The organism is Paenarthrobacter aurescens (genome assembly GCF_025421775.1).
GTDB lineage: Bacteria > Actinomycetota > Actinomycetes > Actinomycetales > Micrococcaceae > Arthrobacter > Arthrobacter aurescens_B.
Map to the genome: position 1 here is coordinate 270,500 of NZ_JAOEFX010000006.1, position 26,088 is coordinate 296,587.

Sequence of the window (26,088 nt, forward strand, 5' to 3'; positions counted from 1 at the left end):
GAGGACAGGCCCGCTTTTCTGTATGCGGGTTACTTCTTCCTGGCGGCCGTGGACTTGGCTGTGGTGGACTTCGCTTCCTTGGGGCTGTCGGCTTCCTTCATTTCCTGTTCCGCCGTGGCCTGGATCAAAGCCATGAGTTCAGGGTCAAGACCCGGCGCAAACTCTTCCTTGCGTTCCGGCGAGACGGTCATAGGGAAACCGTCAGGCATCTGCTGGGTGCTGAGCTCTGTACCGTCGTTGGACGGTGAAGCTCCACGGTAGAGCTTGCCTGCTTCGCTGAGGTTGTCAGCGCTGAAGGTGTACTGAATGCTCTGGAGTCCGAGGTCCAGAAGCTTCTTCACTTCGGGGAATTGCTCCGCGTTGGTCTTCGGAATGGGAAGTAGCTTGCCCCAGTTCACGCCCAGGCTCTCCAAGGCTTTGGCATAAGCATTCTCATGGGCTTGGTCGCGAACGATCAGGTACGCGATGGTGGAGCGCGCCGTCTTGTTTTCCGTCATCTCGTAGATCCGGCACTTCTGGAGCCGGCCCGTGGATTCCAGCATCAGGTTGTACAGCAAGTCCAGCACCAGGTTGCCACTGTTGTAGACGTAGGAGCCGCTCCACGGGTTGCCCGCGGCGTCCACAGGCAGGGCGCCCTGGGCGCCTACCAGGTAATGGTGGATGTTGCTCGTGTCCAGCGCGATCTTCAGGGGAGTTGCGCCCCCTGCTCCCGGCTGGTCCACGGGATCGGACTTCTTGCCCTGGTAGCGAGGCGAGCCATCCAGCAGCTGGGAAATGGTGGTGCCGATGAGCTCCACGTGGCTGATCTCTTCTGTGCCGATGCCCTGAAGGAGGTCCTTGTAGGGTTTCGAGGCGGCGTCGCCCCGGAAGTTCATGCTTTGGAAGAGGTACTGCATCATGGTGCGCATCTCGCCGAACTGTCCGCCGAGACCTTCCTGGAGGGCATTGGCGGCTGCGGGATCTGGCTCGTCAGCGGCGATTTCATTGATGAGAAGCTGGGTGTGCAGGTACATACGTTTCCTCACGTTGTCTCATGCTATTCGTGGGATGGAAACCCTCTGCTGGCCATCCCGGACCCACTTACCATAAGCATGCTTACTATTCGGAGGCAATGAAATCGGTCGATGGGATTATGGATTGGATTCAGCCGGCAACCTGGTTGGTCAGCGGCTTTCCCTCCTTGAGCGCCTTGATGTTGGCCAAGACAAGCCTGGCTGAGCCTTTAGGGCGGTTTCCTGCCACGTGCGGCGTGATGATCAGGTTCGGCGCCTGCCAGAGCTTCGATTCAACCGGCAGGGGCTCAACTTTAGTGACGTCCAAGGCGGCAGTGCGCAGGCGGCCTTCAGCCAGCGCGGCGAGCAGTGCGTCTTCATCAACGGTGGCGCCACGGCCCACGTTAACGAAGACTGCCGACGATGGCAGTGCGCGGAGTATGCCTTCATTGAGGGCGTCAGTGGTTTCCGGGGTGGCGGGAAGGATGGAAATCAGGACGTCGGTGGTGCGCAAAACTTCCGGGAATTCGTCGTCTGTCACAACGGGGAAGCCGTAGCGCTCTCCCTTGGAGCTTGCCACTCCTGTGACCTTCGCACCCAAAGCGGCCAGCAGGGGAGCCAGCCGCCCTGCGATGGAGCCGAAGCCCCAAATGGTGACGTTGGCGCCGTCGAGCGTGTAGAGCTGTTCGGTCGCCGGGTTGGACTGTGCCTCGTTGTAGGGCTTGTTCCACGTGGCTGCCTTTTGGGATTCCAGCAGGACATCCAGTCGGCGCACCGCCGCCAGCACCAGCGCCAGGGCGTGTTCGGCGACGGGACCGTCATGAAGTGAGCGGCCGGAGGTGATGGCCACGCTGTCCGCAAAGCCTGCCGAGAGCACGGAGTCCGGGCCGGCGGCGAGTGTTTGAACAAGCTTGAGATGGGGCATTGAGCCGGAGGCGTCTGTCAGGTTCTCCGCCGTATTGCGCCATACGACCAGGACTTCCGCGTCGCGGTGCTCGCTGGGGATGGGCTTGTCCACGGCGTAAACCACCGCGTCATCCCCTGAAGCGGCGAGATCGGCGAGGTCCAGCTCGATGGTGTCCGGGACAAGGATTTTCACGGCAGCTCCAGTGCTCAAAACGGGCGGGCGGTTCGCTTCGAGGCTACAGCTTTTACCCCCTGGTGAAGCTCCCCGGACTTCATCCCTGGCAATGTGACGACGAACACCCTATGGTTGTAGGACGTTCGACGTAGCACGTAACACGAACGCCCATCGTGACGATTCGAAAGGACCTTGGATTTGAAATCCATACCCCCTGCACCATCGCTCGCCCGCATCGCAGTTGCCGGCGCACTGAGCCTGGGCCTCCTGGCCGGCCTCGGTCTTCCGGCCACCGCCGCCCCCATCCCGCCCAACAGCCCCGCGGCAGCGCCGGGCACCTTCACCGAATCCAACATCGCTGCAGACCGCACGGGCGCCAACTTCTTCTACCGGATCCCCGCTCTGACGTATCTGGGCAACAACGTGGTGCTCGCCTCTTGGGACGGCCGTCCGGGCTCAGCCGCGGATGCTCCGAACCCCAACTCGATAGTCCAACGCCGCAGTACTGACGGCGGCCAGACGTGGGGACCTGTCACCGTTATTGCCGCCGGGCACGTGGGCGACGCCAGCGGTCCCAAATACGGCTACAGCGACCCCTCCTACATCTACGACGCCGAGGCCGACAAAGTCTTCAATTTCTTTGTGTACTCCAAGGACCAAGGGTTCGGTGGCAGCCAGTTCGGCAACAGCGATGCCGACCGGACAGTGATTTCCTCGGCAGTCATCGAGTCCTCGGACGGTGGCGTTACCTGGAGCCAGCCGCGGCTCATTACGAATGTCACCAAGCCCGGAACCAGCAAGACCAGCCCGGTGGCCGGTGACGTGCGCTCCAACTTCGCATCCTCCGGCGAGGGCATCCAACTCAAGTACGGCCAGTACAAGGGCCGCCTCATCCAGCAATACGCCGGGGACATCCGCCAGGCAGACGGCACCAACAAGATCCAGGCCTACAGCGTCTACTCCGATGACCACGGCTTGACGTGGAAGAAGGGCGCCAACGTCGGAGACCGGATGGATGAGAACAAGACCGTTGAACTCTCCGACGGCCGTGTGCTCCTGAATTCACGGGACAACGCCAACCAGGGCTACCGCAAGGTAGCTATCTCCACGGACGGCGGCGCCACCTATGGTCCTGTTACGCAGGACACCGAACTCCCGGATCCTGCCAACAACGGCGCCATTGCCCGCATGTTCCCCAACGCGGCGCAGGGCTCGGCCGATGCCAGGAAGCTGATCTTCACCAACGCCAACTCCAAGACCGGGAGGGAAAACGTCTCGGCGCGCGTCTCTTGTGACGACGGCGCAACGTGGCCGGGTGTTCGCACCATCCGTTCCGGCTTCTCCGCCTACTCCACGGTGACCCGGTTGGAAGACGGTAAGTTCGGCGTGCTCTACGAGGGCAACTACACAGACAATATGCCGTTCGCGAAGTTCGACGACGCGTGGTTGAACTTTGCCTGCGCTCCGTTGTCTGTTCCGGCCGTCACCACCGCGCCGGGGGCTACCCAGCAGGTGCCAGTGACCGTCACCAACCAGGAAGCCAGCACCCTTTCCGGAGCCAGTGCCACTGTCTATACGCCTGCTGGCTGGTCGGCCACCACGGTGCCGGTTCCGGACGTCGCTCCCGGCGCCTCGGCTACCGTCAACGTTGCGCTGACGGCACCGGCCAACGCGAGTGGACCGCAGAACCTGAACGCCGCATTTACGACGGCGGACGGCCGGGTTTCGCAGTTCACCTTCACGGCTACCGTGCCGGTAGCCCCGCAGGTGGGGCTCACCATCACTGGCTCAGCTCCGGTCCGCGATGTCGTGGCCAACCCCTACCAGGCAGGCGAGGTCCTCAGCTACTCCCTCAACGTCAAGAGCACCGCCAACGTCACGGCCAACGCGGTGCCGGTTTCCGGGACGTTCGACTCCGGCTTCCTGCCGCCGTCGGCCCCTAACTGCCGCTTCAACAACCTGGCCGCGGGAGCCAGCTACAACTGCACCACCGCCAAGCATGTCATCACGGCAGCCGACGTCGAGCGCGGCTACTTCGTGCCGGAAGCGAGCTTCAGCATCACAGCCAGCACGACGCCGGCGCTCACCAAAACGGTGCCGTTCACAGGCGCTGCAGTAGCTTTGCGCGACGGCCTGCTGACGGCAGACATCAGCGGGGCGCGTGCCGACGTCGGGCGTGACCTCGCCACCCAGCCGTATGCCGCAGGCGACCTGGTCCCTTACACCTTCACGGTAAAGAACACGAGCCCGTTGGTTGAGAAGGTTGTCCCGACTACAGGCAACTTCAGCCCGTTCCTCCCGGAAGGGCCGGGCAACTGCCGCTACGGCGTGCTCCCGGCGGGGCAGAGCTACCAGTGCACCACTCCGCGCCATACTGTGACCGCTGAAGAAGCTGAGCAGGGATTCTTCATTCCAAAAACCACCTGGGAAGTCAGTTCTGCAGGCCAAACCACCAAAACCATCACGGTGGATGGCGGCGAAGTGGATCTCAAGGTTCGTGAACCCAAGCTTGAGGCCACCGTCTCGGCCGCGTGGGAAGACGCCGACGGCGACCGGTTCGCCAGTGCCGGTGATCCCGTCACGTACACCTACACGGTGGGCAACGCGGGCAATGTCGCCGTGACCGGTTTGGAAGCACCCGACGCCGGCATCTCGGCGGCTGCGCTCGCCGCCGGGTCCACGGTGACCGCTACGAGCGAGCATGTGCTGACGGCAGCAGATATCGCTGCCGGAACGCTCGGTGCCGTTTCCTTTGAGGCAAAGGCGCGCAACGGTTCCCGTGAAGTTGCCACTGCTGCCGAAGGTGATTCGCTGGTGCTGGCCGTGCAGCCGCTGCAACCGGAGGCTGAGCCCACCGTGACCAGCCAGGACCTGGGCACGCCGCCCACTGATCTGGGCACTGAAGACAAGTACCGCACTGGCCAGAAGGTTGTGCTCAAAGGCCTCGAATATGGGGACTGGTATTACGTCTACCTCAACAAGAAGAGCTACCGCATTGGTTGGATTTTCCCCTCCACGGCGAACACTGTGGAGTTCATCCTGCCCTCGGATGTGAACAACGGCAGGGACGACGTTGTGGTCCTGGATAAGGATGGCGCGTTGGTTTCCTTTGACCGGCTGCAGGTGACGCCCAAGGGCTGACCTTTAACGGCAGGCGCAAACAACGGACCGCAGGCCATTCCTGCGGTCCGTTGTTTGTCGTTCCATGACGAATCGCCCCTGCTGTGACAAGACAAATTTCCTTAAATGTGCTCTATGTCATATTTCGCTCTCACTAGGTACTCTGTGACTCGGCTGGTTGCGCGGCTTTGACAAGAACTGTCAAAGGTTCAACCAACTAAAAGTTGACAGGTCCAGGCGATGGAGCCTGGTCCTCCCTCAGTGAAAGGTGCAACCACTCGTGAAATCACAAGGAAAGAGCTTCGTCAGAAGCGGGGGGCTTCGAAAGGCCGCGGCACTGGCCGTGGGCTTGCCGTTGCTTCTCTCTTCGATGGCGATGCCGGCCCAGGCCGCTCCCACGCCGGAGACGCCCGGGAACGTTGCAGGCGTGGCCAAGAAGAACCTTGACCCCAGTGCCTATGAGGACGGCCGTTACATGGTTGTCCTGGCGGAGAAACCTGCAGCAACCTACGACGGCGGCACGGCGGGCCTCGCGGCCACCAAGCCGGAAGAGGGCAAGAAGCTCGACGCCGACAGCGCCGAGGTGAAGGAATACCAGCAGCACCTGCAGACGCAGCAGCAAGACATTGCCACCCAGGAAAACATCACCATTGAGCGTGACTTCACCACCGCCGTCAACGGATTCAGCGCCAACCTGACGGCAGACCAGGCCATCAACCTGGCCAAGGATCCCAAAGTCCTCATGGTGGCACCGGACACCCAGTACGCCCCCGACTACTCCACCACGGACTTCCTGAAGCTCAGCGGCCCCAACGGCACGTGGGCCACCCAGTACGGTGGCCAGGACAACGCCGGCAAGGGCACCGTTGTTGGCGTGATCGACACCGGCTACACCCCCTCCAACCCGTTCTTCGCCGGCGAGCCCGTCGGGCCGCTGGTGGGCAACCCGCAGGTCGGCGTCCCCTACCGCACGGCAGACGGCAAGATCGCCATGCTCAAGGCTGATGGCGATACCTTCATCGGTGAATGCCAGCCCGGTACCGACACCGGAGCTGACTACGACGGCAGCGCCTGCAACTCCAAGGTCCTCAGCACCCACTACTTCGCAGACGCCTTCCTGGAGACCGTTGCACCGGAGAACCGCGCTCCCGAAGAAGTCATTTCTCCCGTTGACGTGGACAGCCACGGCACCCACACGGCCAGCACCGCGGCGGGTAACGCCAACGTGGACGCGGTAGTGGACGGCCGCAGCTTCGGAACCACCAGCGGGATCGCACCCGCCGCCAAGCTCTCCGTCTACAAGGTCTGCTGGGAAGACACCGATCCCGCCACGGGCGGCTGCTATGGCTCCGCTTCCGTGGACGCCATCGAGCAGGCCATCCTGGATGGCGTCGATGTGCTGAACTACTCCATCTCCGGTTCCACCACGTCCACCACGGACCCCGTGTCGCTGGCCTTCCTGTCCGCAGCTTCCGCCGGGATCTTCGTGGCCACCTCAGCCGGCAACTCCGGACCGACCGCCAGCACCGTGAACCACGGAGCACCTTGGCTGACCACGGTTGCCGCGACCTCGTTCTCGCAGGAGCTCCAGGGCACTGTTGAGTTCTCCGATGGCAGCAAGTTCCGCGGAGCGAGCATCATGAACCGCGAGGTGAGCGGGGCCGGCGTCGTGCTGTCCACCAACGCTGCAAGCGGTGAAGGCAACGCGGCCCTGTGTGCTCCGGGCTCCCTGGACCCGGCCAAGGTGGCCGGCAAGGTTGTTGTCTGTGACCGTGGTGTGGTTGACCGCACCGCCAAGAGCGCCGAGGTGCTGCGTGGCGGCGGTGTCGGCATGATCCTGGTGAACCTGACCGATTCGTCGCTGGACACCGACAAGCATGTGATCCCCACGGTCCACGTGAACCCGCCGGCAACGCAGACCATCAAGGACAAGGTCACGGCCAACCCGGCCATCACCGTGTCCCTGCTCAACAGGGACACCACCGGCCTCCCGGCCGAGGCGCAGCCGCAGATCGCAGGTTTCTCCTCGCGCGGTCCGTTGCTCGCAACCGACTCGGACCTGCTGAAGCCTGATGTATCCGCACCCGGCGTGGCAATCCTCGCAGGCGTTTCCCCGATCGGAACCGGCGGCGACAACTTCGGCTTCCTCTCCGGAACGTCCATGGCCTCACCGCACGTTGCCGGTTTCGGCGCGCTGATCCTGGGCAAGAACCCGCAGTGGTCCCCGGCCACCGTGAAGTCCGCCATGATGACCACCGCCGGACCGGTCAAGCTGGCCAACGGTGCCATCAACAAGGACGTCTTCGCTACCGGAGCAGGGCAGGTGGATCCTGCAAAGGTCCTCTCGCCGGGCCTGGTGTATGACGCCACTACCGAGGATTACCTCAAGTTCGTCCAGGGCACGGGTATGGACCTGGGCATTGAGGGGCTTGGCACCACGGCACCGCGCGACATGAACGTTCCCTCTTTCGCCCTCGGCAACCTCGCGGGCAAGATTGAAGTCACGCGTACGCTCACCGCATTGACCCCGGGCACGTACCGGGCATCGGTCAACGTTCCGGGTGTCAACGTCAAGGTCACGCCGTCCGTGCTCACCTTCGGTGCCCCCGGTGAGAAGAAGACGTTCAAGGTCCAGTTCGAAAACAAGAACGCCGAACTGGGTAAGTTCGCCATGGGTTCGCTGAACTGGCAGGGTGCCAACAAGACCGTCACCTCGCCGATCGCCGTCCGGCCGCAGTCCGTCATCGCGGACAAGGCCCTGGCATTCACGGGAACGGGCCCCAACGGCTCCGCCACCATCAACATCACCTCCGGCACCAACCTGCCGGTGGGTGTCACTGTTGATGGTCTGTCCAAGGCTGATTCCTCGGCTGTCGAGCTGGTTCCCGGCCCGTTCGCGGGTGAGACCAATGCTTCCAACTACGTGAAGAAGGTGACCGTTGGCGAGGGCAGCGCCCTGGCTAAGTTCTCGGTCATCTCCTCCAACGAGGCCGCGGACTTCGACATGCTGGTGCTCACTCCGTCCGGTCAGCAGTTGCCGGCCGCGACGGCCTCGGCCAGCGAAACCTTGTCCGTTCCCAACCCGGCGCCAGGCGACTACTACGTTTTCGCCAACCTCTACGCGAGCCCCAACAACCAGGCCACCAAGGCCACTGTTGATGCCGCAGTCCTGGGAGCCAACCAGGGCAACGCCACGGTGACGCCGAATCCGATCCGCCTCGCCAACGGCAAGACGGGCCAGATTTCGCTGAACTGGAAGAACCTGGAACCCGGCTCCTACATCGGCCGCCTCACCTTCGCAGGAACCAGCGAGCCGAGCTTCGTCACCGTTCTGGTCAACCCGGGCGGCGCCGTAGTGGTCCCGGACGACGAGGACCCGAAGAAGGACAAGAAGGACAAGAAGAACCGCGGCAAGATCCGCGCTGATGAGCCGACGCAGAGCAACAATGCCGGCTAAGGCTTTCTTGATGCAGTAACTGATTCAGTAACGGCAGTGGCCGGCGGGTTTTCCTGCCGGCCACTGCCGTTTCTTTCCATCACTTACCGGCTCTTCAGCAGTTACGAGGAAGGAATTGCGCTGGTCGTTTCGGAACTCGGCAGATCGTCGGCTTTGGGTGGCACAGGTGGTTTTGGCTTGCCTGGCCCCAGCGCGAACAAGCCGAAGACGAGAGTTGCGATGCCGATCATTAACCACGCCGGGGTGTAACCCGCCGATGCCGCCATCTCACCGAAGATCCAGGGCAGAATAAACCCGCTGACGGCCGTCACGGTCAGGAGAAGGCCCACCGCTGTTCCAATGAGTTCCGGTGGCACGTCCGGATCTTCTCCGGGAGCAGTTTGCCACACCGCAAAGCAGCCGTTGAAGCCAAAGCCGATGAGCGCTGCGGACAGCCACAGCACGTCAGGCCCTGTAGCAGGCAACAAGAGGATTCCGATTCCCTGGATCGCCAGGAAAAGGAGGAACGTGATCTTTGCACTCAAGAGTCGATCAGCGAGAAGGCCGGCAATGATGCTGCCCGGGATGCCGGCGAGGCCGACCAGCAGTCCGGCCAACGCCACAACCTCCACGGAGAACCCGCGTTCTTCTGCTGCGTAAACTCCTATCAGTTGGGAAGCGACGAAGTACGCCCCGTAGCCACCGAAGAACGCCATGCTGTGACGCCACAGCCTTCGATTGCGGAGTATGGCCGCAATGTTCCGGCCGCTAAGCCTCGTGCCCAGCAGGGCCGGAACTCCCAGCGGAATCCGGTACACCAGCAGAACAAGAAGCGCACATGCCACGGCAATGAGCCCGGCCAGGATGAGGGCTCCCCGCCAGCCCATTGACGTCTCTACTGGGCCCCAGGCGTACAAGCCGACGGCGACACCGGCGCTGAACGCGGCGGAGACAACCCCTAGAGCTGCGGCATGTTCACGCCCGCGGAACCACACGCTGACGGCCGCGATTCCTATGCCGGCGTACACGGATGCCGCCAAGCCTGCCAGCACCCGCAAGGACAGCAGCATTGTGTATCCATCAACGATCCCGGCCAGTGCGGTGAAGAGGCCTTCCAGGAGCAGGCCTCCGACAAGGGCGGCGCGGATGCCGCATTTCGCGGCGATGAAGCCGGCGGGGATGTGCATGATTCCGTAGCCGACGACGAAGCCGGAAATCAGCAGGGCAAGCTGGGGCAGGTCCGCGTCGTAGTCCGCTGAAATGCCGGCGAACGTGGACGGCATGACGAACCAGTTGAAGGTCATCGCAACGAAACCCACGGCGATGACGCCCAGCATGACCCATCGTGCGGAAGCATTCTGCTGGATTTGACTGTTCATGTCGAAACCGGCGCTTAGCTGAAGAACGTCTTGATGGCGGCGGCGACTGATTCGGGATTCTCCAGCGTTGGGAAGTGCGTCTTCCCAGGGATGTGGATAGGCGTGAACCAAGGGTTCCCGGCCGCGAATTCCTCCTGGAACTTCCGGTATTCGGGGTCCAGTGGCTGAGAGTAGATGTGAGCCACCTCGAGGTTGCCCGGGACGGCTTTCATCCGTTCAAGTGGGTTTTCCCATTGTGAATAGCTCTTGCTGATCTCCCGGCAGGCCCGCATCCACATGCTTTCACCGAACCAGGTCATCTCCCGCTGGACGTGGTCTATGACATCAAGGGAATCCGTGCCTTCAGTCCACTCATCGAACATGCTCTGACGTGCCGCGGCGACTGTATCGGGAGAGGCTCCTTGTTCGATCTGCTGGTGAAAACCGTCGAAGGGCTTCAGCAACCAGTCGATCACCACGGCCTGGCCGAAACCCTTGGCGCCAAGTCGCTCCTGAACGCCAATGTTGACCCAGCAGCCGTGGGACGTTGAGGCGATCCTGACATCCTCGAGATCGAGTTGTTCGATGAACTCCACGGTGTCCTGGATGAGGTCCTCGGCGGTGAAATCGGCCGGAGTCCCTGCACTGCCGTCGTGACCACGGAAATTCAGCCGCAGTACACGGAAGTGGTCCCGCAGATGGGGTTCCAGGAGTCGGAAGAGCCGGTGGTCCTGGGCCCACCCGTGGATCAGGATGAGCGGGGGAGCCGAGGGGTCGCCCGATTCGACGTATTCGAGGGATGTGTTGTTGATGGACGTGGTTTTGAGCTGCACGATGACCTCACTCGAGAGTGTCGGAAAGAAGGGGATATTGATTCAATGTGACGAGCGTCACCGGAAGCTTATGGGCGGCTGCTCCGCCAAGTCAATAGCCTGCTATGTAAATAATTTGAGGGTTCCAATTACATAGCTAGGTATGTAATACTTCTCGGCGTGAGCGAGCTCACATCCACCCAAGCACCGATCGAGGAGTTCCAAATGAGCGTTTCGCAGGGCCATGTTGAAATTGCCGGTGGCGGCATCGGGGGGTTGACTGCGGCGGCTGCCTTGGCGCGGCGCGGCTGGACGGTCCGTCTCCACGAAGCCAATCAATCAATCCGTGCTTTGGGCGCGGGGATATACCTGTGGGACAACGGGCTGGCGGTGCTCCGCGCACTGGGCGTCGAAGGTATGGCCACGGAGGGGGCCCATTACGGACCGAGCATCCAGAGCCGGGACAGCCACGGAGCCTTGATAGGGGAGATGCCCATCAACACCCCAGGATCCGTTCGGGTGCTTACCGTGCTGCGCGAGAGGCTGATTGCAGCCCTGCATTACGCCGCTGTTGAGTCGGGCGTTGAGATTGTCACGGGCTCGGTGGCTGTGGGGGCTGACGTGGAAGGGGTTCTCAGGTTCGCCGATGGCAGCTCGAGGGCGGCCGATCTGGTCATTGCGGCCGATGGTGTTGGATCGCAGGTACGTGAAAGCGTCGGCCTGTTGCGTCGCCGGCAGGCCTTGGGCCAGCGATGCGCAAGACTCCTCCTGCCCCGTGCCGGCGGTGATGTTCCCCATGAGATCGAAGACAACTACATCGAGTACATGTCAGGCCAACGGTTTCTGCTCTATACGCCCAGCAGCTCAGGGGATCTCTATGTGGCCCTCGTTTGCCCAGCCTCGGACCTGGGGGCAATGGGCGGTCATCTGCCGAAGGACGAATGGGTGCGGTCATTCCCTGCGCTGGAGTCCCTCATCCGGAGATTGGGTCCCGTTCCCCGTTGGGATGACTTCGAGTGGGTAGAGCTGTCAAAGTGGTCCGCCGGCCGGGTTGCCGTCATCGGAGATGCGGCACACGCCCAGCCACCCTATCTGGGGCAAGGGGGCGGCTGCGCCATGATGTCGGCACTTGGCCTGGCGCATGCAGTCTCCGAATCCGGCCGTTCACTCGAAGAAGCCCTCGCGCTGTGGGAAACCACGGAACGACCGGTCATCGAACACACCCAGAGGTTCTCGGTTCGCGTGAGTGAACTGAACAATGTCCCCGACGATGCGCGTCGGGAGATCCTCAAAGTTGCCGCCACCTTGCCGCGGATAGGCCGTTCCCGGGCCCGTGCGGCATCAACGGTTCCCACGGGAATGAAGGTTCCTGTGGAAGTCGGCGAAAGGTTCAAAGGGTGGGACAGGCTCGCCGATCCAAGCCCCGCTATTTAGCAGAGATCTGGGCATCAACGATCTGGACAAAGTCCTGCAGGACGGCAACAACCTGGCGGCGGGTTTCCGGCGGAAATTGAAGCAGCGAATCTTTCTGGAAGTCCCGAAGGATACGTCTCTTCCCTTCCCAAAGTTCAGCCCCCCGGGATGTGAGCTCCACCAGCGTCACCCGGTCATCATGCTCGGAGGGCCTACGGGAAACTATGCCGCGTTCTTCAAGGGAATTCAGCATTCGGGTCACGGTAGGCTGTGCGATTCCGGCTTGGCGTGCGATCTCGCCGACAGGGAGGGCGCCACGTTGGGCGACTGAATCCAGGACGGCCACCTGGGACTCTGTCAGGGTCTCGCCTTCGCCCAGCACGCCTACCCGGCTGCGTCCCCGACGCAGCACCCGATACACGTCATTGCAGGCGCGGATCCAGTCATCAAGCAGTTCGGGAGGGACGTCGTGGCTGCTCATAATGTGAGGGTTCCTGTGAGAAGTGATTCCTGAAATCCAGACTAGTCGCGTGCCCTTCCTCCAACAAATCCATGAGAGGCAGAAGAAAAAATGCAATCCTCACTTCATAAGTACGGCTCATCTGACCAACAAGTGGTCAGTTTCCATCAACCCGGTGATGGTGGTGCGATCCATGGCACGGCGGTGCTGGTGCACGGAGGGTACTGGCGTGAGGCCTTCACCGCTGACCTCATGGTGCCGCTTGCGGCAGACCTGGTGACGCGCGGCTGGGCGGTTGCCAATGTGGAGTATCGACGGGTCGGCCAAGCGCCGGCACCATTCGCAATGGTCAATGATGTTTCGACGGCTTTGCAGTGCGCGCTCGACTGGAGTGCTGAATCAGGGAACCCAAGGAAAGTGGTCGGAATTGGGCACTCGGTAGGTGCGCAGCTTGGGATGCTCAATGTTGGCCTTCTGGACGCCTTCGTAGCTCTGGCGCCCGTCACCGATTTACCCCGGGCCTACAGGGAAGACCTGGGGGAGAGCGCGGTAAAGGGGTTCATCGGTGACCACACAGAAGACCTGCCGGCCTTGCTGGAAAGGTACTCTCCTGTGCACCAGTTGCCTCTAGGGAAGCCCCTGCTCGTTGTCCATGGTTCAGACGACCAAAGGGTCCCGGTTGACCATTCCAAGGAATACTGCGCCAAGGCCAAAAGTCTCGGCGACACAGTCGACTTCCGGCAGCTGTCCCATTTGGACCATCTGCAAGCCATCAACCCGGAGGGCACGCATTGGCCGCAAGTGGTCGAATGGATGCAAGCCCGGCTGGTGGATCAGCCGACTTAGAACGGGTATCGCCTGGGGAAAGCTGAGCGGGCGGATTCGCCGCCTAGGCGTCGCCGGTTGAGCCTCCGGTGTTTCCCAGCAGCGACGCCAGGGTTTTCCAGCGTGCGATCTCGCAGCCGTCGGTCCTGCTGAACTGGCTATGGACTTTGCGTCCACGGAACCATCCCGTCACTACGGCTACTTGCGGACCGCCGTACTGCTGCGTGCAGATCCGGTCCGGCCGGGGTTCGGGGAAGAAGATCTCCTCGCCGAACTGCTCGACGGCGGCCAGCGCCGCAGGCGCGTCCGGCAAGTTCGAGTCCAGTGAGTCGGGGTCCGGAGAGAGGAGGCCGGCGACGGACCGGAGGTGGAATTCGTGGCTCTCAGCGCCAGGTGCCTCGGTCAGCGTGACTGTGAGGTCGACGTCGTACTCGCTGTTGGGTGACTCGCTCGTGGGGGAAACCATCGTTACCTTTCGCTGGTGGCGGCGGGTGCTCAGGCAGCCAAACCGCTCAGCTCGTCCAAGAGCGGCCCCACTGCCTGTAGCACGCGGGTCCGCAACTCCTGGGATTCAGCCGCGAAGGCCCGCTGATATTCAACGTACTCGGCTTTGCCCTGCGGTGTCTCGATCCTGATAGGTGGGTAGCCCCATTCTTCGAGATCGTAGGGGGAGGCCTTCATGTCCATGGCGCGGATCCGCCACGACAACTCGAAGCAATCCATCACCAGCTCGCTGGGCAGCGCAGGCGTCAGCTTGTAGGCCCACTTATAGAGGTCCATGTTGGCGTGCAGGCATCCCGGTTGCTCCATGGTCCGCTGGTTTTCCCGGGTGGGGGTGAGCTCGTTCAGCGGCACGGCGTCCGGAGTGTAGAAGCGAAAGGCGTCGAAGTGGGAGCAGCGGATACGGTTCTCTTCCACCACGGTGTCCGTACCCTCGCCGCCCAGCCTCAGCTTCAGGTATTCATGCCGCAGCTCGAACTTCTCCTGCCGGTACACCATGGCCCACTCGTGCAGGCCGAAGCAGCCGAACTGGGCGGGACGCTTCACTGTGCCGGCGAGGATGATTCCCGCGAAGCGGACGGCTTCGGCACGGTCGGCCAGGAAGCTGCTGCGGTCAAAGGTGACCGCGGGCGTTCCCGCAGGCAGTCCGAGTGAGGCGAGTTCGCCGTCGTCGAGCGTTCGGTAGAACTTCCAGCCCGAGCGCTCAAGGGCGCGCACGCCGCTGAGGACCGCGCCGCCGCCGGGGTGCCACCGCAGCAATTGGCCCGGTTTTTGGGTGTAGTACGTGAAGAGGAAGTCCTCGACAGGGTGTTTCTTGCCGGCTGAGCGTCTGGCCAGATAGGGGTCCGCGTAGCGCGCGACCCTCGCGTGATGGGCTGCCTCCAGCCCGAGCCATTGCTCCTGGGGGAGGTGCTGCAGCCTAGAGGCCGCCATCAGATCCGAGGACGCTCTTGGCAGCGTCCCACAGCGCGATCTGGCAGCCGTCCGTCCGGCTGAACGCGGCTGTGACTTCCTTGCCATCCACCGCGCCGGTCACCTTGGCAGTTGCCGGGCCGCCGTATTGCATGGTGCAGGCCTGGTCCGTCCGGGGTGGGGCAGGGCTCAGGATGGCGGGGCTGTTCTTGATGGACGTGCACGCTTCCGCAGCTGACGGGTGGTTGCTTTCGGCGGCCGGTGTGCCATCCGTGCAGACGAGGGTGAAGGTCTGGGGTGGGGCTTCCGGCGTTTCAATCAGCGTGATGGAGAGTTCGGCATTGCCTGCCCCGGTGGCTGCTGACGCGCTGGGAGTTGCGCTGCTGCTTGAGGGGGCCGACGACGACGGTGCCTGCGTTGCGCTGCCCGTCGAACCTGGCGATGGGGTGCCTGAGCATGCGGCGAGGCCAGCGACGGCCAGGACTGCCAACAAGTACCGAACAAATCGCGTGCGCATGGAATCTCCTAGGTTGCGTCCATTTTACGTGGCACTTTTGGTGCCCGCCTCTGTGTCCGCTTCCAGCAGACCACTGGGGCTGTGCGCTTGGCTAGGGAAACTGGCTGTCGGTTTGGTATCAGGTTGAGCTGCCGCGTTGGGTTGCCGCGATCAGCCCGGTCATGGCCTGGTGGAGTTCGGCCACTTCCTCGCGGCTTAGCTGCAGGCGTTCGCGGATGGCGCCGGGCACGGCGGTGGCCTGCTCACGGAGGGCAGCCCCTTTCTCCGTCAGCGTGATGGCCAAGGCGCGTTCGTTGCCTGGGACGCGCTCCCGGGTTACCAGCTGGGCCTCCTCGAGGCGTCTCAGCAGGGGTGACAGCGTGGCGGGGTCATGGAGGAGGGCATCGCTGATGTCCTTGAGTGTGCGCGGACTCCGTTCCCAGAGCGCCAGCATGACCAAGTACTGCGGATGGGTCAACCCAAGCTTCTCCAGTACAGGCTTGTAGACACCCACTACGCTCCGCGACGCCACGGTGAGGGCGAAGCACAGTTGGCGCTCCAGCAGGAGGTCATCGGTTTCCTGGGTCGTACCGCTGACAGTGGTCATGGGTCCCTCCTGCTGGTTAGTTAGTGTACTAATGATTAGCGTACTATGGAGATGTTGAAGCGTCTAAAAAAGGAGTCGATCCAGCGTGGCAAAGGAATCCTTCACCCGGAAGTTCATGCGCGCCACAGGGAAGTTCAGGGTCGTCTTCGGCCCCGCGCACAGCAGTTCCCTCGACCACGAAATGACCGAGGCCAACCGGAAGCTGCTGGCCCAGCGCCAGGCCGAGACCCAGCAGTGGGAAACGCTGCGCCGTCCGGATGGCAGCACCTACGTGGTGCCCCGCAACCCGGACGACAAGTCGCTGCGGTAAGCGTTCTTTCACGGATTTTGGGCGTAAAATTGCCTCACTGAACGGCACGCACTGGCCCTGCCGCTCTTTCTCTCCGGTAAGAAAGGAGGTGGAAGAACATGGGACGCAAGTTGGAGGGATTCCAGCATGTGACCGAACGGCTGCAGTCCGTTTTTGGACCGGCTACCCACGGTGACACAGACAGCCCGGTGCTGCACAAGCACGACGACTTTGAGACAGCCTCAGAGGCGGACTTGAAGAACTTCGACGTCGAGACCGATTCCGAAGGCCATCACTACGCCGTCCGGAACAACGATCCCGGCCCGACCTCAACTGACTACAGCGTATAGGTGCTTTGTCCTTGACCCTTGCCCGCCTCACGTGCCACTGTTGAGCAGCTAATCAGCATGCTTATTATGCGAGTGTGCGGTTTACTGCTGGGGAAAGAGGCCTTCTATGAGTTTTCAGGATGATGCTGCAAGGATCCCCGCGGGGTCTGAGCCAAAGGAGCGGGTGGCAACGCCGCCCGTAGCAGGGAACAGCAGGCCAACCCGCACTGCTGCCCTATGGGTGGCGGTGGCTGTTGGCTTGGTGGTCCTGGTAATGCTGATCGTGTTCTTCGTTCAGAACCAGGACATGATCACGGTCCGCTTCTTCGGGCTGCAGGGAACCCTCGCGCTCGGAACCACGCTCTTTATCGCGGCTGTGGGTGGCGGTGTACTGGTGGCCTTGGCCGGCGGTGCCAGGATCCTCCAGCTCAGGATAACCAACCATCGCCGCAAGAAGGCCGTAGGAGGGCCGGGAGAGCGACTCTAGCACTGGCACTTAATTGCGGAAGGACCGGAGCGCTTGCTCCGGTCCTTCCGCAATTTAATCCCGACGGCGGCACTCCCTGACGACGTTCAGTCCGCCGGGGTGGTTGGCCGTCTTAGCCTTCGCAGTCAGTGCAGTAGGCGACGCCATCTTTTTCGCGGGCAATCTGCGAGCGGTGGCGGACCAGGAAACAAGAGTTACAGGTGAACTCGTCGTTTGCCTGCGGAATGACCTGGATGACCAGCTCTTCGGCGACGATTTCGCCGCCGGGGCCGTTGGCGTCAAGGCCGTCAGTTTCGTCCAGTTCCAGCACGACGCTCTTGGCCGTGGGGGCGCTGGCGGATTGAAGAGCCTGGAGGGATTGCTCCTGGTTCTCTTTTACATCGGTACGGAGTTCGTCGTAATCGGCTGCCACTTTTTAATGCCTCTTCGTGTTAGGGGGTTACCGGGTATGCAACGTACAGCATGCCACGAAAATTCCATACCATACCCCAGTTCTACCGCTTGTGGCGAAAACCACGTGTGTGGCGGCCCAAAAAAGCCGCCACACACGGTGGTTTTGCCCGTGTATTACCGAAGTTCGATGTCCAAAGACTGGAACTCGTCGGCCGCGTGGCGACCCACCAGCAGACGGAACGTGCCCCGCTCAAACTGCCAGCCGCCGTCGTAATGTGCAAACGCCCTGGCGGGGACGCGTATTTCCACGCTCTCCGTGCCGGCCGGGGCCAGGTGCGTTCCTGCAAAGCCGGCGAGCCACCGGATGGGGCGGTCAACGGCGGATTCTGCCCGCTCCACGTAGACCTGCACCACTTCGCGTCCGGTACGCGTACCAGTGTTCTTGACGGGCACATGGACCACAACATCGTTTCCGGCAGTGACTGCCTGGGGTGCGTGCGCTGTGCCGAGCTCGAAGGTGGTGTAACCCAGCCCGAAGCCGAATGGCAGGGCAGGAGCTGCGCCGCCTTCGGCTACCTGCTTCAGCCACGCGCGGTAGCCGATATGAATTCCCTCGGAGTACACCACCTTGCCTTCAGTCGGCGTGGTGTTAAGGACGGGAACGTCTGCCAGCGCTGTCGGCCACGTGGTGGGAAGGCGGCCGCCCGGCTCTTCGATGCCCAGCAGGATATCGGCGATGGCGCTGCCGAATTCCTGTCCGCCGAACCAGCCCAACAGCACCGCATCCACGGTGTCCAGCCACGGCATCAGCACAGGCGAACCGGAGTTCACCACAACCACCGTGCGGGGGTTGGCCGCCGCGACAGCCTCCACCAGCTGGTTCTGGTAACCGGGGAGGTCCAGGTCCTTGCGGTCGAATCCTTCCGACTCGATGGCGGCGTTGGTGCCCACCACAACCACGGCGACGTCGGAAGCCCGGGCAGCGTGCACGGCCGCGTCAATCTCGGCCTGAGGATCCGAAACCACAGTTTCCTCACCCAACAGGATGGCCGTGAACGGGATGACCTGTTCCTTGGGCAACTGATATTCGGCTTCGATCCGAACGCTTTGGCCTGCCGTGGTTTCGATGGCGTGGACGGTCTTGGGGGGATCGAACAGTGCCGCGCCCAGGACCTCGGTGTCGTCCTCAAGTTCGCTGTTGAAGACTTCCGTGCCGTCAAGGACAAAGCGGATACGGCCCACGGTACCGACGCCCAGGTGGTGGACACCTGCTGTTTCGGCAGTCCAGTCCGCTTCCATTCGGATGGAGGCCGCGCCGTCGGGAATTCCGATCCCGAACCAGATCAGGTGTGAGGCCAGGCGGTCTTCGCCGGAAATTTCAGTGCCTTCCGCAGCGAGGAAGGTCACGCGGATTCCGGGCACGCCGGAAACGGGGTTGTGGAGGGACTCCCGGGGGAAGGCCTGGATGCCCTCGGCAACCTTGGCGCCGCGCGCGTAGGTGACCCTGACGTCGTCGGGCAGCGCCTTCCGCAGCCCCGCGAGCGGGGAGACGGTGTACTTGGGCATCACGGTGGCGCTGCCGCCGCCCTGCGTGCGCGCTTCATCGGCGTTGTGGCCGATCACAGCCACGCTCGTGAGCGTCCTGGCATCCAACGGGAGGAGGCCCTTGTTACGGACCAGCACGGCGCCGCGCACAGCGACTTCACGCGCGACGGCGGCACCGTTCAGTTCGGTGGGGAGCTGGGTGACGGCAGGTTCGAAACCTTCGAGCGAGCCCACACGTGCAGCGAGCCGGAGGATGCGGGTGACCTTTTCAAGGATCGCGTCCTTGCTCACGCGGCCATCGTTGACGGCGGCAAGGAGCTTGGGGCCCCAGTGGCCTACAGGACCGGGCATTTCCAAGTCCTGGTGGGCATTGGCGGCGTCGATGGAGCGCACGCCGGTCCAGTCGGACACCACCACGCCGTCGAAGCCCCATTCGGTGGACAGTGGGGTTTCGAGCAGCTTGTTCTCGCTGGCGGTGGTGCCGTTGATGGAGTTGTACGAGCTCATGACCAGCCAGGCGCGGGCTTCGGTGATGGCGTCCTCGAACGCTGCCAGGTAGAGCTCCCGCAGCGGACGCTCGTCCACTACGGAATCCGCGGTGAAGCGCTCGGTTTCGGCTTCGTTGGCCAAGTAGTGCTTGGGCGTCGCGCCAACACCCATGGACTGGACGCCGGCCACGTACCCGGCGGCCATGGTTGCGGTCAGCCGGGGGTCCTCGCTCATGCATTCAAAGTGGCGACCGCCCAGCGGGGAACGGTGCAGGTTGATGGTGGGGCCAAGAACGGCGTGGATACCCTTGCGGCGGGCCTCCTGGCCCAGGACCTGGCCGTAGCGGTGGGCCGTTTCGACGCTCCACGTCGCGGACAAAGCGGACGACGACGGCAGGGAGACTGAGTCGTGCCGCTCGTCGAAGTCTTCGCCGCGGACACCCGCAGGGCCATCCGACATGACAACGCGGGTGAGGCCGATTTCGGGAATTGAGTGGGTGGACCAGACGTCCGCACCCGTCAGCAGTTGGATCTGCTGTTCAAGGGAAAGGCTCTGAGCGAGTTCGCGGATCCGTGCCTCGGCGTCCGGTGCTCCCGTTTGTGGTGCTGTGACAGCGGCCGAAAGTGCTGGATTCATTATTTGACTCCTTTGATTCGTGTGACGAGGAGGGCTCCGATGATGCCGACAACCGCACCTCCGAGGAACAGTGCCGGGTATCCACCCAGAGCGATAACAGGGAAAGCGATTGCAGGCACCAGGGATTGGGGGAGGGCTTGGGCAATGTTGAAGACACCGAAGGTCTTGGCATTTTCTGACTGGTCACTGGGCAGCAAGTCGGTAATGAGGGCTACATCCACGGCACTGAAGACGCCGAGGCCCAAGCCCAGGATTCCTTGGCCCACCAGAACCTGGCCGGTGTCGGAACTGGTAGCGATGATCACCAGGCCGCCCATCATGATGAGGGCAGAGATGATGACCATGCTTTTGCGCTTGCCAAGACGGTCGCTGATCCAGCCACCGGCAAGGCTGGTGATGACGGTGCCGGCAGAGCTGACCAAGGTTGCTTGGAACACCAGGCTGGTGACCTGCGTTTCGGCGACGTGGAGGTGGTCCGTGAAGAAGTAGGGCAAGTAGAGAAGGCCGGCGCAATAGCCCACGTAGACCAAGAACTTGGTGACCCAGGCCCACCCAAGGCCGGGGTGATCCTTGGGGTTGAAGTAGAAGGAACCGAGGATTTCCTTGAAATTCAGCGGTGCCGGTTTCTTGGTGAGAACCCGGTCCTTGAAGGTGAAGGCGAAGGCAATCGCTATTGCCGTGCCTACGATTCCGGGGACTACGGCCATCTGCAGGGCGGTCTCAAACATTTGCGCGAAGAATGCCGCCGCCACGAGGCCGATGGGCAACGTCATGCCGATGAGGCCGGAAAGGCGTCCGCGCTCCGCCGGGGCAGCTTGATCGGGAAGGGTCGCGACCAGGGCGGCCAGGGCGGCGTTGTAGCTCAGCTGCGCTACAACCCAAGCCGCAAGGACGGCCCCGACGTCGGTGGCCGAACCCAGGAAGAAAAGTGCTGCAAGGCCGATGAGGGAGCCGCCCACAATCCACGGTTTGCGCATCCCGAAGCGGGACGTGGTCCGGTCGCTGAGCCGGCCAAAGAACGGGTTGGCGAGCAAAGCGACAGCCGCTCCGACGCCTGCCACGAGGCTGAGTGCGCCCGCCCGGGTATCCGGGGTGGTGATTTCTGAAACCTTGATGGCGAGGACTACCAGGGCCGGGGCGAGGACGGCCATCCAAAGCCCAGCGCTCGCGATAGGCATTCCGATGACGTAGGCGCGTGGTGCCGGGCCGATTGCCGCAGTCTTTGGCTCGGCACTGGAGACCGGAGCCTGTTGGGTGATATCGAGGGCCACATTGCCTCCTGTGAACGGTGACCCACCGTTGGGTCTCTGCAAAGACTGTAGCGGCAAAAATCGAGTCTGACTAGGTTTTCGCGAAATATGTCGAGTGGCACTGGGCTTTGGAGTGTGAAATAGACTGACTCAATGCCTACTTCGAGGGCCCGTGGCCAGTATGCCAAGGGAGCGGAACGCCGCGAACAGATCATCCAGACCGCCACCGACGTCTTCGCCACTGAAGGCTTCGAGGGGACCGCCCTCAAGCGCGTCGCCGAACTCGTAGGGGTCAAGGAAGCCACCCTGTTCCACTACTTCAAAGGAAAACAGGAACTCCTCACGGCCGTCCTTGCCGAACGGGATCGGCGCTCCATTGCCGTCAGCGGCCAAGAGGACGTGGGGCTCAACCTCATGCCCCCCATCGCCGAAAGGAACGAGCGCGAGCCAGGGCTCACCACGCTCTACGCTGTCGCTTCGGCCACGGCCAATGATCCCGGGCATGATTCCCACGGCTACTTCAAGGAACGCTATGAGACCGTGGTGCGGGATATCGCTGCTGACATTGAGCGGCGCCAGGCTTCAGGGGCCGTCCGGACCGACGTTGACGCCGTGATGTTGGCCAGGTTGACAGTTGCCGCCTTTGACGGCCTGCAGCTCCAGTGGCTCTACGACAAGAACGTGGACATGGCGGACGGACTCCGGCAGCTCATTGACGTACTGTTGGCGCCGCAGCGTTAACGCAGGAAGGGCCGGAGCACTTGCCCCGGCCCTTCCCGTGTGAAGGCTTGGTGACCCTAGCGGCCGGTGCCGCCGTAGACGGTAGCCTCAGCGTCGCCGTCGAGCTCGAACGCATTGTGGATGGCGCGGACGGCGTCATCCAGGGCGTCCGCGCTGGTGACCACGGAGATGCGGATTTCCGAGGTGGAAATCATGTCGATGTTGATGCCGGCGTCGGACAGGGCCTTGAAGAACGTTGCCGAGACACCGGGGTGCGAACGCATGCCGGCGCCGATGAGGGACAGCTTGCCCACGTGCTCGTTGTATTCGATGCTCTCGAAGCCGATCTGGCCTTCAGCAGCGCGCAGGGCAGCCAGTGCGTCAGCGCCTTCGACGATCGGCAGGGTGAACGAGATATCCGTGCGGCCCGTGCCGTGGGTGGAGACGTTCTGGACGATCATGTCGATGTTCGAGTGCGCATCGGCGATCACCTGGAAGATTGCGGCAGCCTTGCCGGGGATATCCGGGACGCCTACAACGGTGACCTTCGCTTCGGACCGGTCGTGTGCAACGCCGGAGATGATTGGCTGCTCCAAGGCAACTCCCTCTTGAATGTTGAACTTTTCATCGGCGCCCGGGATGACCCAGGTGCCTTCGTGCTGGCTGAATGAAGAACGGACGTGCAGGGGCACACCGAACCGGCGGGCATACTCCACGCAGCGCAGGTGCAGGATTTTGGCGCCGGAGGCTGCCAGTTCCAGCATTTCTTCGCTGGAGATCCGGTCGATCTTCTGGGCGGAGGTCACAACGCGGGGATCGGCGGTGTAGATGCCATCCACGTCTGTGTAGATCTCGCAGACGTCGGCTTCAAGTGCTGCGGCCAAAGCCACAGCAGTGGTGTCCGAGCCGCCGCGGCCAAGAGTGGTGATCTCGTTGGTGATGCGGCTCATGCCTTGGAAACCGGCCACGATCGCAATGTGTCCCTTGTCCAGGGCAGTGCGGATGCGGTGGGGGTCGACGTCGATAATCCGGGCCTTGCCGTGGATGCCGTCGGTAATCATGCCGGCCTGGGAGCCCGTGAAGGACTGCGCGGAGGCGCCGAACTTGTTGATGGCCATAGCAAGGAGGGCCATGGAAATTCGCTCGCCGGCGGACAACAACATGTCCATTTCGCGGGCGGGAGCGGAGTCAGTGACCTGCCCCGCGAGATCCAGGAGTTCGTCGGTGGTGTCGCCCATCGCGGAGACAACAACCACAACCTCGTTGCCGGCCTTCTGCGCGTCCACGACACGCTGCGCGACCCGTTTGATGCCATCAGCATCGGCAACCGAGGAACCGCCGAACTTCTGAACGATCAGCTGCTTGGTAATGGCAGCCCCGTTGGCGAGCTCGTCGATCTTCACTTCGGTAGTGGGCATAGTCATGCGCGCACCCTCACTGCATCAATAGGGTTCGAACGCGGCATGCCAATTTCGAAATTGGAGCACGCCTGCGTAGCTTATTTGCCCAGTTTATCGCCGCGCGCAGCACTGACAGGAATTGTGACCACATAGCGGCCACGTGCATTCTCTCCAGGCTTGGGCTGGTCTCACCACCCCGAAGTGCCCGGGCCGCCTTTGAACGGACCGACGATCCGGTGTGTGATCCAGCCGCCGTAGAAGCTGCCTTCCTGGAACGTCACCTGCTCTCCGTCCACCTCGCAGGAATCCATGTGCTCCGGGTAGAGGGCCACCCGACTGCTGAGTGCCTCGAAACCACGTGCTGGCTGCGGGTAGGTCCACCCGCCGCGGCGAACCACAACGCCGCCGGCGACGACGTCGAAATAGCTCGCTTCGCCCTTGAACTCGCAGAAGCTGGTCCCTTCGCGGGGAACCAGGACACCGGAGCGAAAGGCATCCAGCGGCAAGTAATAGACCGGCGGGTGACTTGTCTCCAAAACCCGGACAGCATGGGCGGAGTCGGCAATCACTTGACCGCCCAGCCGCACCACGATCCGTTCCGAGCGTGGCTCGACCCTCGGCGGCCGTGGATAATCCCACACCGATTCCTGACCGGCCTTGGGCTTGACAGGCTTGGGGCGGCGAAAGAACTGCGAATTGCCGGGAACAGGGACCATATCTCCATGCTGCAGCCTTCGGCTGGGAGATCACCGGGAAATTTGGGCCCGGACGTTTCATATTGCTGGGGGCAGGCCCGGCGTACTATCCAATTCATGAGGATTGCGAGAGGCGATGGCCGGCGTTCCTGACCATCCGGACGGTTCGGGTCCGGGGCGGAATGAGCCCGAATATGAGGTCATAGGCGGCGGAATGATCGATGATCAGCGGCGGGTTGCCAACGCTCCGCGGTCTGGGCAAGATCCGCGTACTCATCCCGGTACGGTCTTCAGCACCGCGATTGCTGCGGCATGGCTGAGCGTCCGAACATCCCTCACTTCCTGGTGGTTCTGGGTTGCCTGCGCCCTTGGTATAGCTCTTGCATGGGGGACGGCCGCAGCCTTCGTCAGCTGGGGAGATACCAACGGGTGGTTCCAAGGTACGGTGCCGGGCGCTGTCTTGTTGTTCATGGCCGCGTTCCTGGCATTGACTGCAGCAGTACTGGGTACAGGCTGGGGATTCCGCCACGCGGGCGGAAGCGTCTTGGAGATGCTGCTGGCAGGAACAATGCGTGGCATGGCCTTGGCCGCTCCGGCGTATACTGCTTTGCTGGTGGTGGGCTTCAGCATGGGCGGGCCGATCGCGCTGGCTGGTGCCGCCGTCGTCGTTATTGTCCTTGAAGCAGCACTGTTCGGGCTGATCGGTGCCGGTTCGAGGGCATGCTTCGCAAGGGCCGCGCCGGGTGTGGCGCTTGCCGGGGTGCTGGTGGTGTTCCTCTGCTTTGGGAACGTTGCGATCACCCTTCTGTTGCTGCCGGGGACCACCGCCATGGATCAGGCTTCCGTGCCCGTGAACGTGGAGCGGGACGACTCAGGCAGGGTCATTTCCTACCAGTGCGTGGGCGATCTCCGCCCGGTGGAAGTGGCGCACACGGATCGGGTGGCCTGGGTGGCAGCGTCCAACCCCGCTTTGCTCCTGGGCAGCGTCGGCGCTGACTTTGTGTCCACGGACAACGAAGTGGGATGGATGTTGTCCGGACTGCAATGGGCCGCCGACGGGCCCTCCCGCGAAGTCCCGTGCCTCGGCGGGGAATCAAGCGCGGGACGCGCTCCTTCGGTGCCCGTATTTCTGACCGGTCTCGCGCTCCAGGCCTTGGCGGCCGCGGTGGTGCTGGTACCGGGTCGCTGGCTGAGGGCGCGAAGGCTGAGTGCTAGTTCGGGTTCTGGCTAGCGCCTTGGCGCGCGTACTCAGAGATCACGACGCCCGACGCGAACGCCGTCGTGGAGACCTCCTTGAAGGCGCTGGGCTGGTAAGCGCCGGGCGCAAAGAGCGGTATGCCATCGCCAAAAAGCAGCGGGCTTCGTTTGAGCACAAGCCTGTCGATCTCACCGGAGAGCTGAGTCGCCAACTGACCGCCGCCACACAGCCAGATCGATTTTCCTGGCTCGGCTTTCAATTGGCGAACGACGTCCACCGGATCTTCGGAGGTCAGCGCAAGGTTCGGGTGCTCTCCCGGGATGTCAGCCTCGGACCGGGTCCGGGAAAAGACCACCTGCCGCAGATGCCGATACGGGCTGGTCATGCCAAAAGGCAGGCCTACCGCGTAGGTGTTCCAACCCATCAATACGGTGTCGAACATCGTCCCGCTGCGCTCGATGTCCATGGCGTCGGCAATCGCCGTTGGTATGGCATCAGAGAAGCGTTCGTTTTGCGCGGCCATGTGGTCGCCCTCAACCGGAAACGCGTCGAACTCGCCTCCGGGACCGGCAATATATCCGTCCAGGCTGACGGCAACGTAGTACACAAGCTCTCGCACGGGACCCCCATCACGGTGTTGTTGT

Annotated in this window: 24 protein-coding genes; 9 read left to right on the forward strand and 15 right to left on the reverse strand. The window is 62.7% G+C overall.

The annotated features are described in order from the left end of the window. Positions 1–29: 29 nt before the first annotated feature. Both N7568_RS14860 and N7568_RS14865 read right to left on the reverse strand, forming a co-directional pair. A complete protein-coding gene (locus N7568_RS14860; protein WP_261610632.1) occupies positions 30–1,013 on the reverse strand; it encodes a manganese catalase family protein in 984 nt (327 codons plus the stop codon). 130 nt (positions 1,014–1,143) lie between these two features. Then, positions 1,144–2,091, reverse strand: a complete 948-nt coding sequence (locus N7568_RS14865) for an NAD(P)-dependent oxidoreductase (protein WP_261610561.1) — start codon at positions 2,089–2,091, stop codon at positions 1,144–1,146. Between the two features lie 180 nt (positions 2,092–2,271). Between N7568_RS14865 and N7568_RS14870 the strand changes: the two genes are divergently transcribed. Next, complete coding sequence (locus N7568_RS14870; RefSeq protein WP_261610562.1) at positions 2,272–5,214, forward strand: exo-alpha-sialidase; 2,943 nt, start codon at positions 2,272–2,274, stop codon at positions 5,212–5,214. Between the two features lie 259 nt (positions 5,215–5,473). After that, positions 5,474–8,650, forward strand: a complete 3,177-nt coding sequence (locus tag N7568_RS14875) for a S8 family serine peptidase (RefSeq protein WP_439898988.1) — start codon at positions 5,474–5,476, stop codon at positions 8,648–8,650. A 101-nt stretch (positions 8,651–8,751) separates the two neighbouring features. On the opposite strand, the gene N7568_RS14880 is transcribed toward N7568_RS14875, so the two are convergent. Next, on the reverse strand, positions 8,752–10,008 hold the full coding sequence (locus N7568_RS14880; RefSeq protein ID WP_261610563.1) for an MFS transporter: 1,257 nt from the start codon (positions 10,006–10,008) through the stop codon (positions 8,752–8,754). Positions 10,009–10,022: 14 nt separating this feature from the next. Next, entirely contained in the window at positions 10,023–10,820 is a 798-nt protein-coding gene (locus tag N7568_RS14885) for an alpha/beta fold hydrolase (RefSeq protein WP_261610564.1), read from the reverse strand. A gap of 159 nt (positions 10,821–10,979) precedes the next feature. Here N7568_RS14885 and N7568_RS14890 point away from each other — a divergent pair, with 159 nt between their 5' ends. Continuing rightward, positions 10,980–12,233, forward strand: coding sequence for an FAD-dependent oxidoreductase (locus N7568_RS14890; RefSeq protein ID WP_261610565.1), 1,254 nt, complete (start codon positions 10,980–10,982; stop codon positions 12,231–12,233). On the opposite strand, the gene N7568_RS14895 is transcribed toward N7568_RS14890, so the two are convergent. Further along, positions 12,226–12,693: a MarR family winged helix-turn-helix transcriptional regulator gene (locus N7568_RS14895; RefSeq protein WP_231340473.1), complete on the reverse strand. Its 468-nt coding sequence runs from the start codon at positions 12,691–12,693 to the stop codon at positions 12,226–12,228. The genes N7568_RS14890 and N7568_RS14895 overlap by 8 nt on opposite strands. 90 nt (positions 12,694–12,783) lie before the next feature. Between N7568_RS14895 and N7568_RS14900 the strand changes: the two genes are divergently transcribed. After that, on the forward strand, positions 12,784–13,518 hold the full coding sequence (locus tag N7568_RS14900) for an alpha/beta hydrolase family protein (RefSeq protein ID WP_261610566.1): 735 nt from the start codon (positions 12,784–12,786) through the stop codon (positions 13,516–13,518). 43 nt (positions 13,519–13,561) lie between these two features. Here N7568_RS14900 and N7568_RS14905 read toward each other — a convergent pair whose 3' ends face one another. The 4 genes from N7568_RS14905 to N7568_RS14920 form a co-directional block, all read right to left on the reverse strand. Further along, complete coding sequence (locus N7568_RS14905; protein WP_261610567.1) at positions 13,562–13,963, reverse strand: serine protease inhibitor; 402 nt, start codon at positions 13,961–13,963, stop codon at positions 13,562–13,564. 29 nt (positions 13,964–13,992) lie between these two features. Continuing rightward, the gene (locus N7568_RS14910) at positions 13,993–14,931 is read right to left on the reverse strand and encodes a 3-methyladenine DNA glycosylase (protein ID WP_261610568.1); all 939 of its coding nucleotides are present in this window, start codon (positions 14,929–14,931) and stop codon (positions 13,993–13,995) included. Beyond that, on the reverse strand, positions 14,918–15,427 hold the full coding sequence (locus tag N7568_RS14915; protein ID WP_261610569.1) for a subtilase-type protease inhibitor: 510 nt from the start codon (positions 15,425–15,427) through the stop codon (positions 14,918–14,920). Before N7568_RS14915 ends, N7568_RS14910 begins: the two co-directional genes overlap by 14 nt. A gap of 118 nt (positions 15,428–15,545) precedes the next feature. After that, positions 15,546–16,013: a MarR family winged helix-turn-helix transcriptional regulator gene (locus N7568_RS14920; RefSeq protein WP_261610570.1), complete on the reverse strand. Its 468-nt coding sequence runs from the start codon at positions 16,011–16,013 to the stop codon at positions 15,546–15,548. Between the two features lie 85 nt (positions 16,014–16,098). Here N7568_RS14920 and N7568_RS14925 point away from each other — a divergent pair, with 85 nt between their 5' ends. The 3 genes from N7568_RS14925 to N7568_RS14935 all read left to right on the forward strand — a co-directional run bounded on the left by N7568_RS14925 (position 16,099) and on the right by N7568_RS14935 (position 17,118). Next, entirely contained in the window at positions 16,099–16,323 is a 225-nt protein-coding gene (locus N7568_RS14925; RefSeq protein WP_261610571.1) for a hypothetical protein, read from the forward strand. A 98-nt stretch (positions 16,324–16,421) separates the two neighbouring features. Next, positions 16,422–16,652 (forward strand): hypothetical protein, encoded by a 231-nt coding sequence (locus N7568_RS14930; protein ID WP_261610572.1) that lies wholly within the window; start codon positions 16,422–16,424, stop codon positions 16,650–16,652. A 106-nt stretch (positions 16,653–16,758) separates the two neighbouring features. Next, on the forward strand, positions 16,759–17,118 hold the full coding sequence (locus tag N7568_RS14935) for a LapA family protein (protein WP_261610573.1): 360 nt from the start codon (positions 16,759–16,761) through the stop codon (positions 17,116–17,118). Positions 17,119–17,230: 112 nt separating this feature from the next. Here the strand turns inward: N7568_RS14935 and N7568_RS14940 are convergent, their stop codons facing one another. The 3 genes from N7568_RS14940 to N7568_RS14950 form a co-directional block, all read right to left on the reverse strand. Continuing rightward, a complete protein-coding gene (locus N7568_RS14940) occupies positions 17,231–17,530 on the reverse strand; it encodes a DUF4193 domain-containing protein (protein ID WP_018778105.1) in 300 nt (99 codons plus the stop codon). 155 nt (positions 17,531–17,685) lie between these two features. Continuing rightward, entirely contained in the window at positions 17,686–20,181 is a 2,496-nt protein-coding gene (locus N7568_RS14945; RefSeq protein ID WP_261610574.1) for a beta-glucosidase family protein, read from the reverse strand. Continuing rightward, entirely contained in the window at positions 20,181–21,452 is a 1,272-nt protein-coding gene (locus N7568_RS14950; RefSeq protein ID WP_261610575.1) for an MFS transporter, read from the reverse strand. Before N7568_RS14950 ends, N7568_RS14945 begins: the two co-directional genes overlap by 1 nt. Before the next feature lie 132 nt (positions 21,453–21,584). Here N7568_RS14950 and N7568_RS14955 point away from each other — a divergent pair, with 132 nt between their 5' ends. Next, positions 21,585–22,172: a TetR/AcrR family transcriptional regulator gene (locus tag N7568_RS14955; RefSeq protein ID WP_261610576.1), complete on the forward strand. Its 588-nt coding sequence runs from the start codon at positions 21,585–21,587 to the stop codon at positions 22,170–22,172. A gap of 56 nt (positions 22,173–22,228) precedes the next feature. On the opposite strand, the gene N7568_RS14960 is transcribed toward N7568_RS14955, so the two are convergent. Then, complete coding sequence (locus N7568_RS14960) at positions 22,229–23,575, reverse strand: aspartate kinase (RefSeq protein ID WP_261610577.1); 1,347 nt, start codon at positions 23,573–23,575, stop codon at positions 22,229–22,231. 164 nt (positions 23,576–23,739) lie between these two features. Continuing rightward, complete coding sequence (locus N7568_RS14965; RefSeq protein WP_261610578.1) at positions 23,740–24,267, reverse strand: DUF427 domain-containing protein; 528 nt, start codon at positions 24,265–24,267, stop codon at positions 23,740–23,742. 115 nt (positions 24,268–24,382) lie between these two features. On the opposite strand from N7568_RS14965, the gene N7568_RS14970 reads away from it, so the two are divergent. Then, positions 24,383–25,477 carry a DUF3488 domain-containing protein gene (locus N7568_RS14970; RefSeq protein WP_261610579.1) on the forward strand — a complete coding sequence of 365 codons (1,095 nt, stop codon included), beginning with the start codon at positions 24,383–24,385 and terminating at the stop codon, positions 25,475–25,477. Here the strand turns inward: N7568_RS14970 and N7568_RS14975 are convergent. Continuing rightward, a complete protein-coding gene (locus N7568_RS14975; RefSeq protein WP_261610580.1) occupies positions 25,458–26,063 on the reverse strand; it encodes a dihydrofolate reductase family protein in 606 nt (201 codons plus the stop codon). The genes N7568_RS14970 and N7568_RS14975 overlap by 20 nt on opposite strands. Between the last annotated feature and the right edge of the window lie 25 nt (positions 26,064–26,088).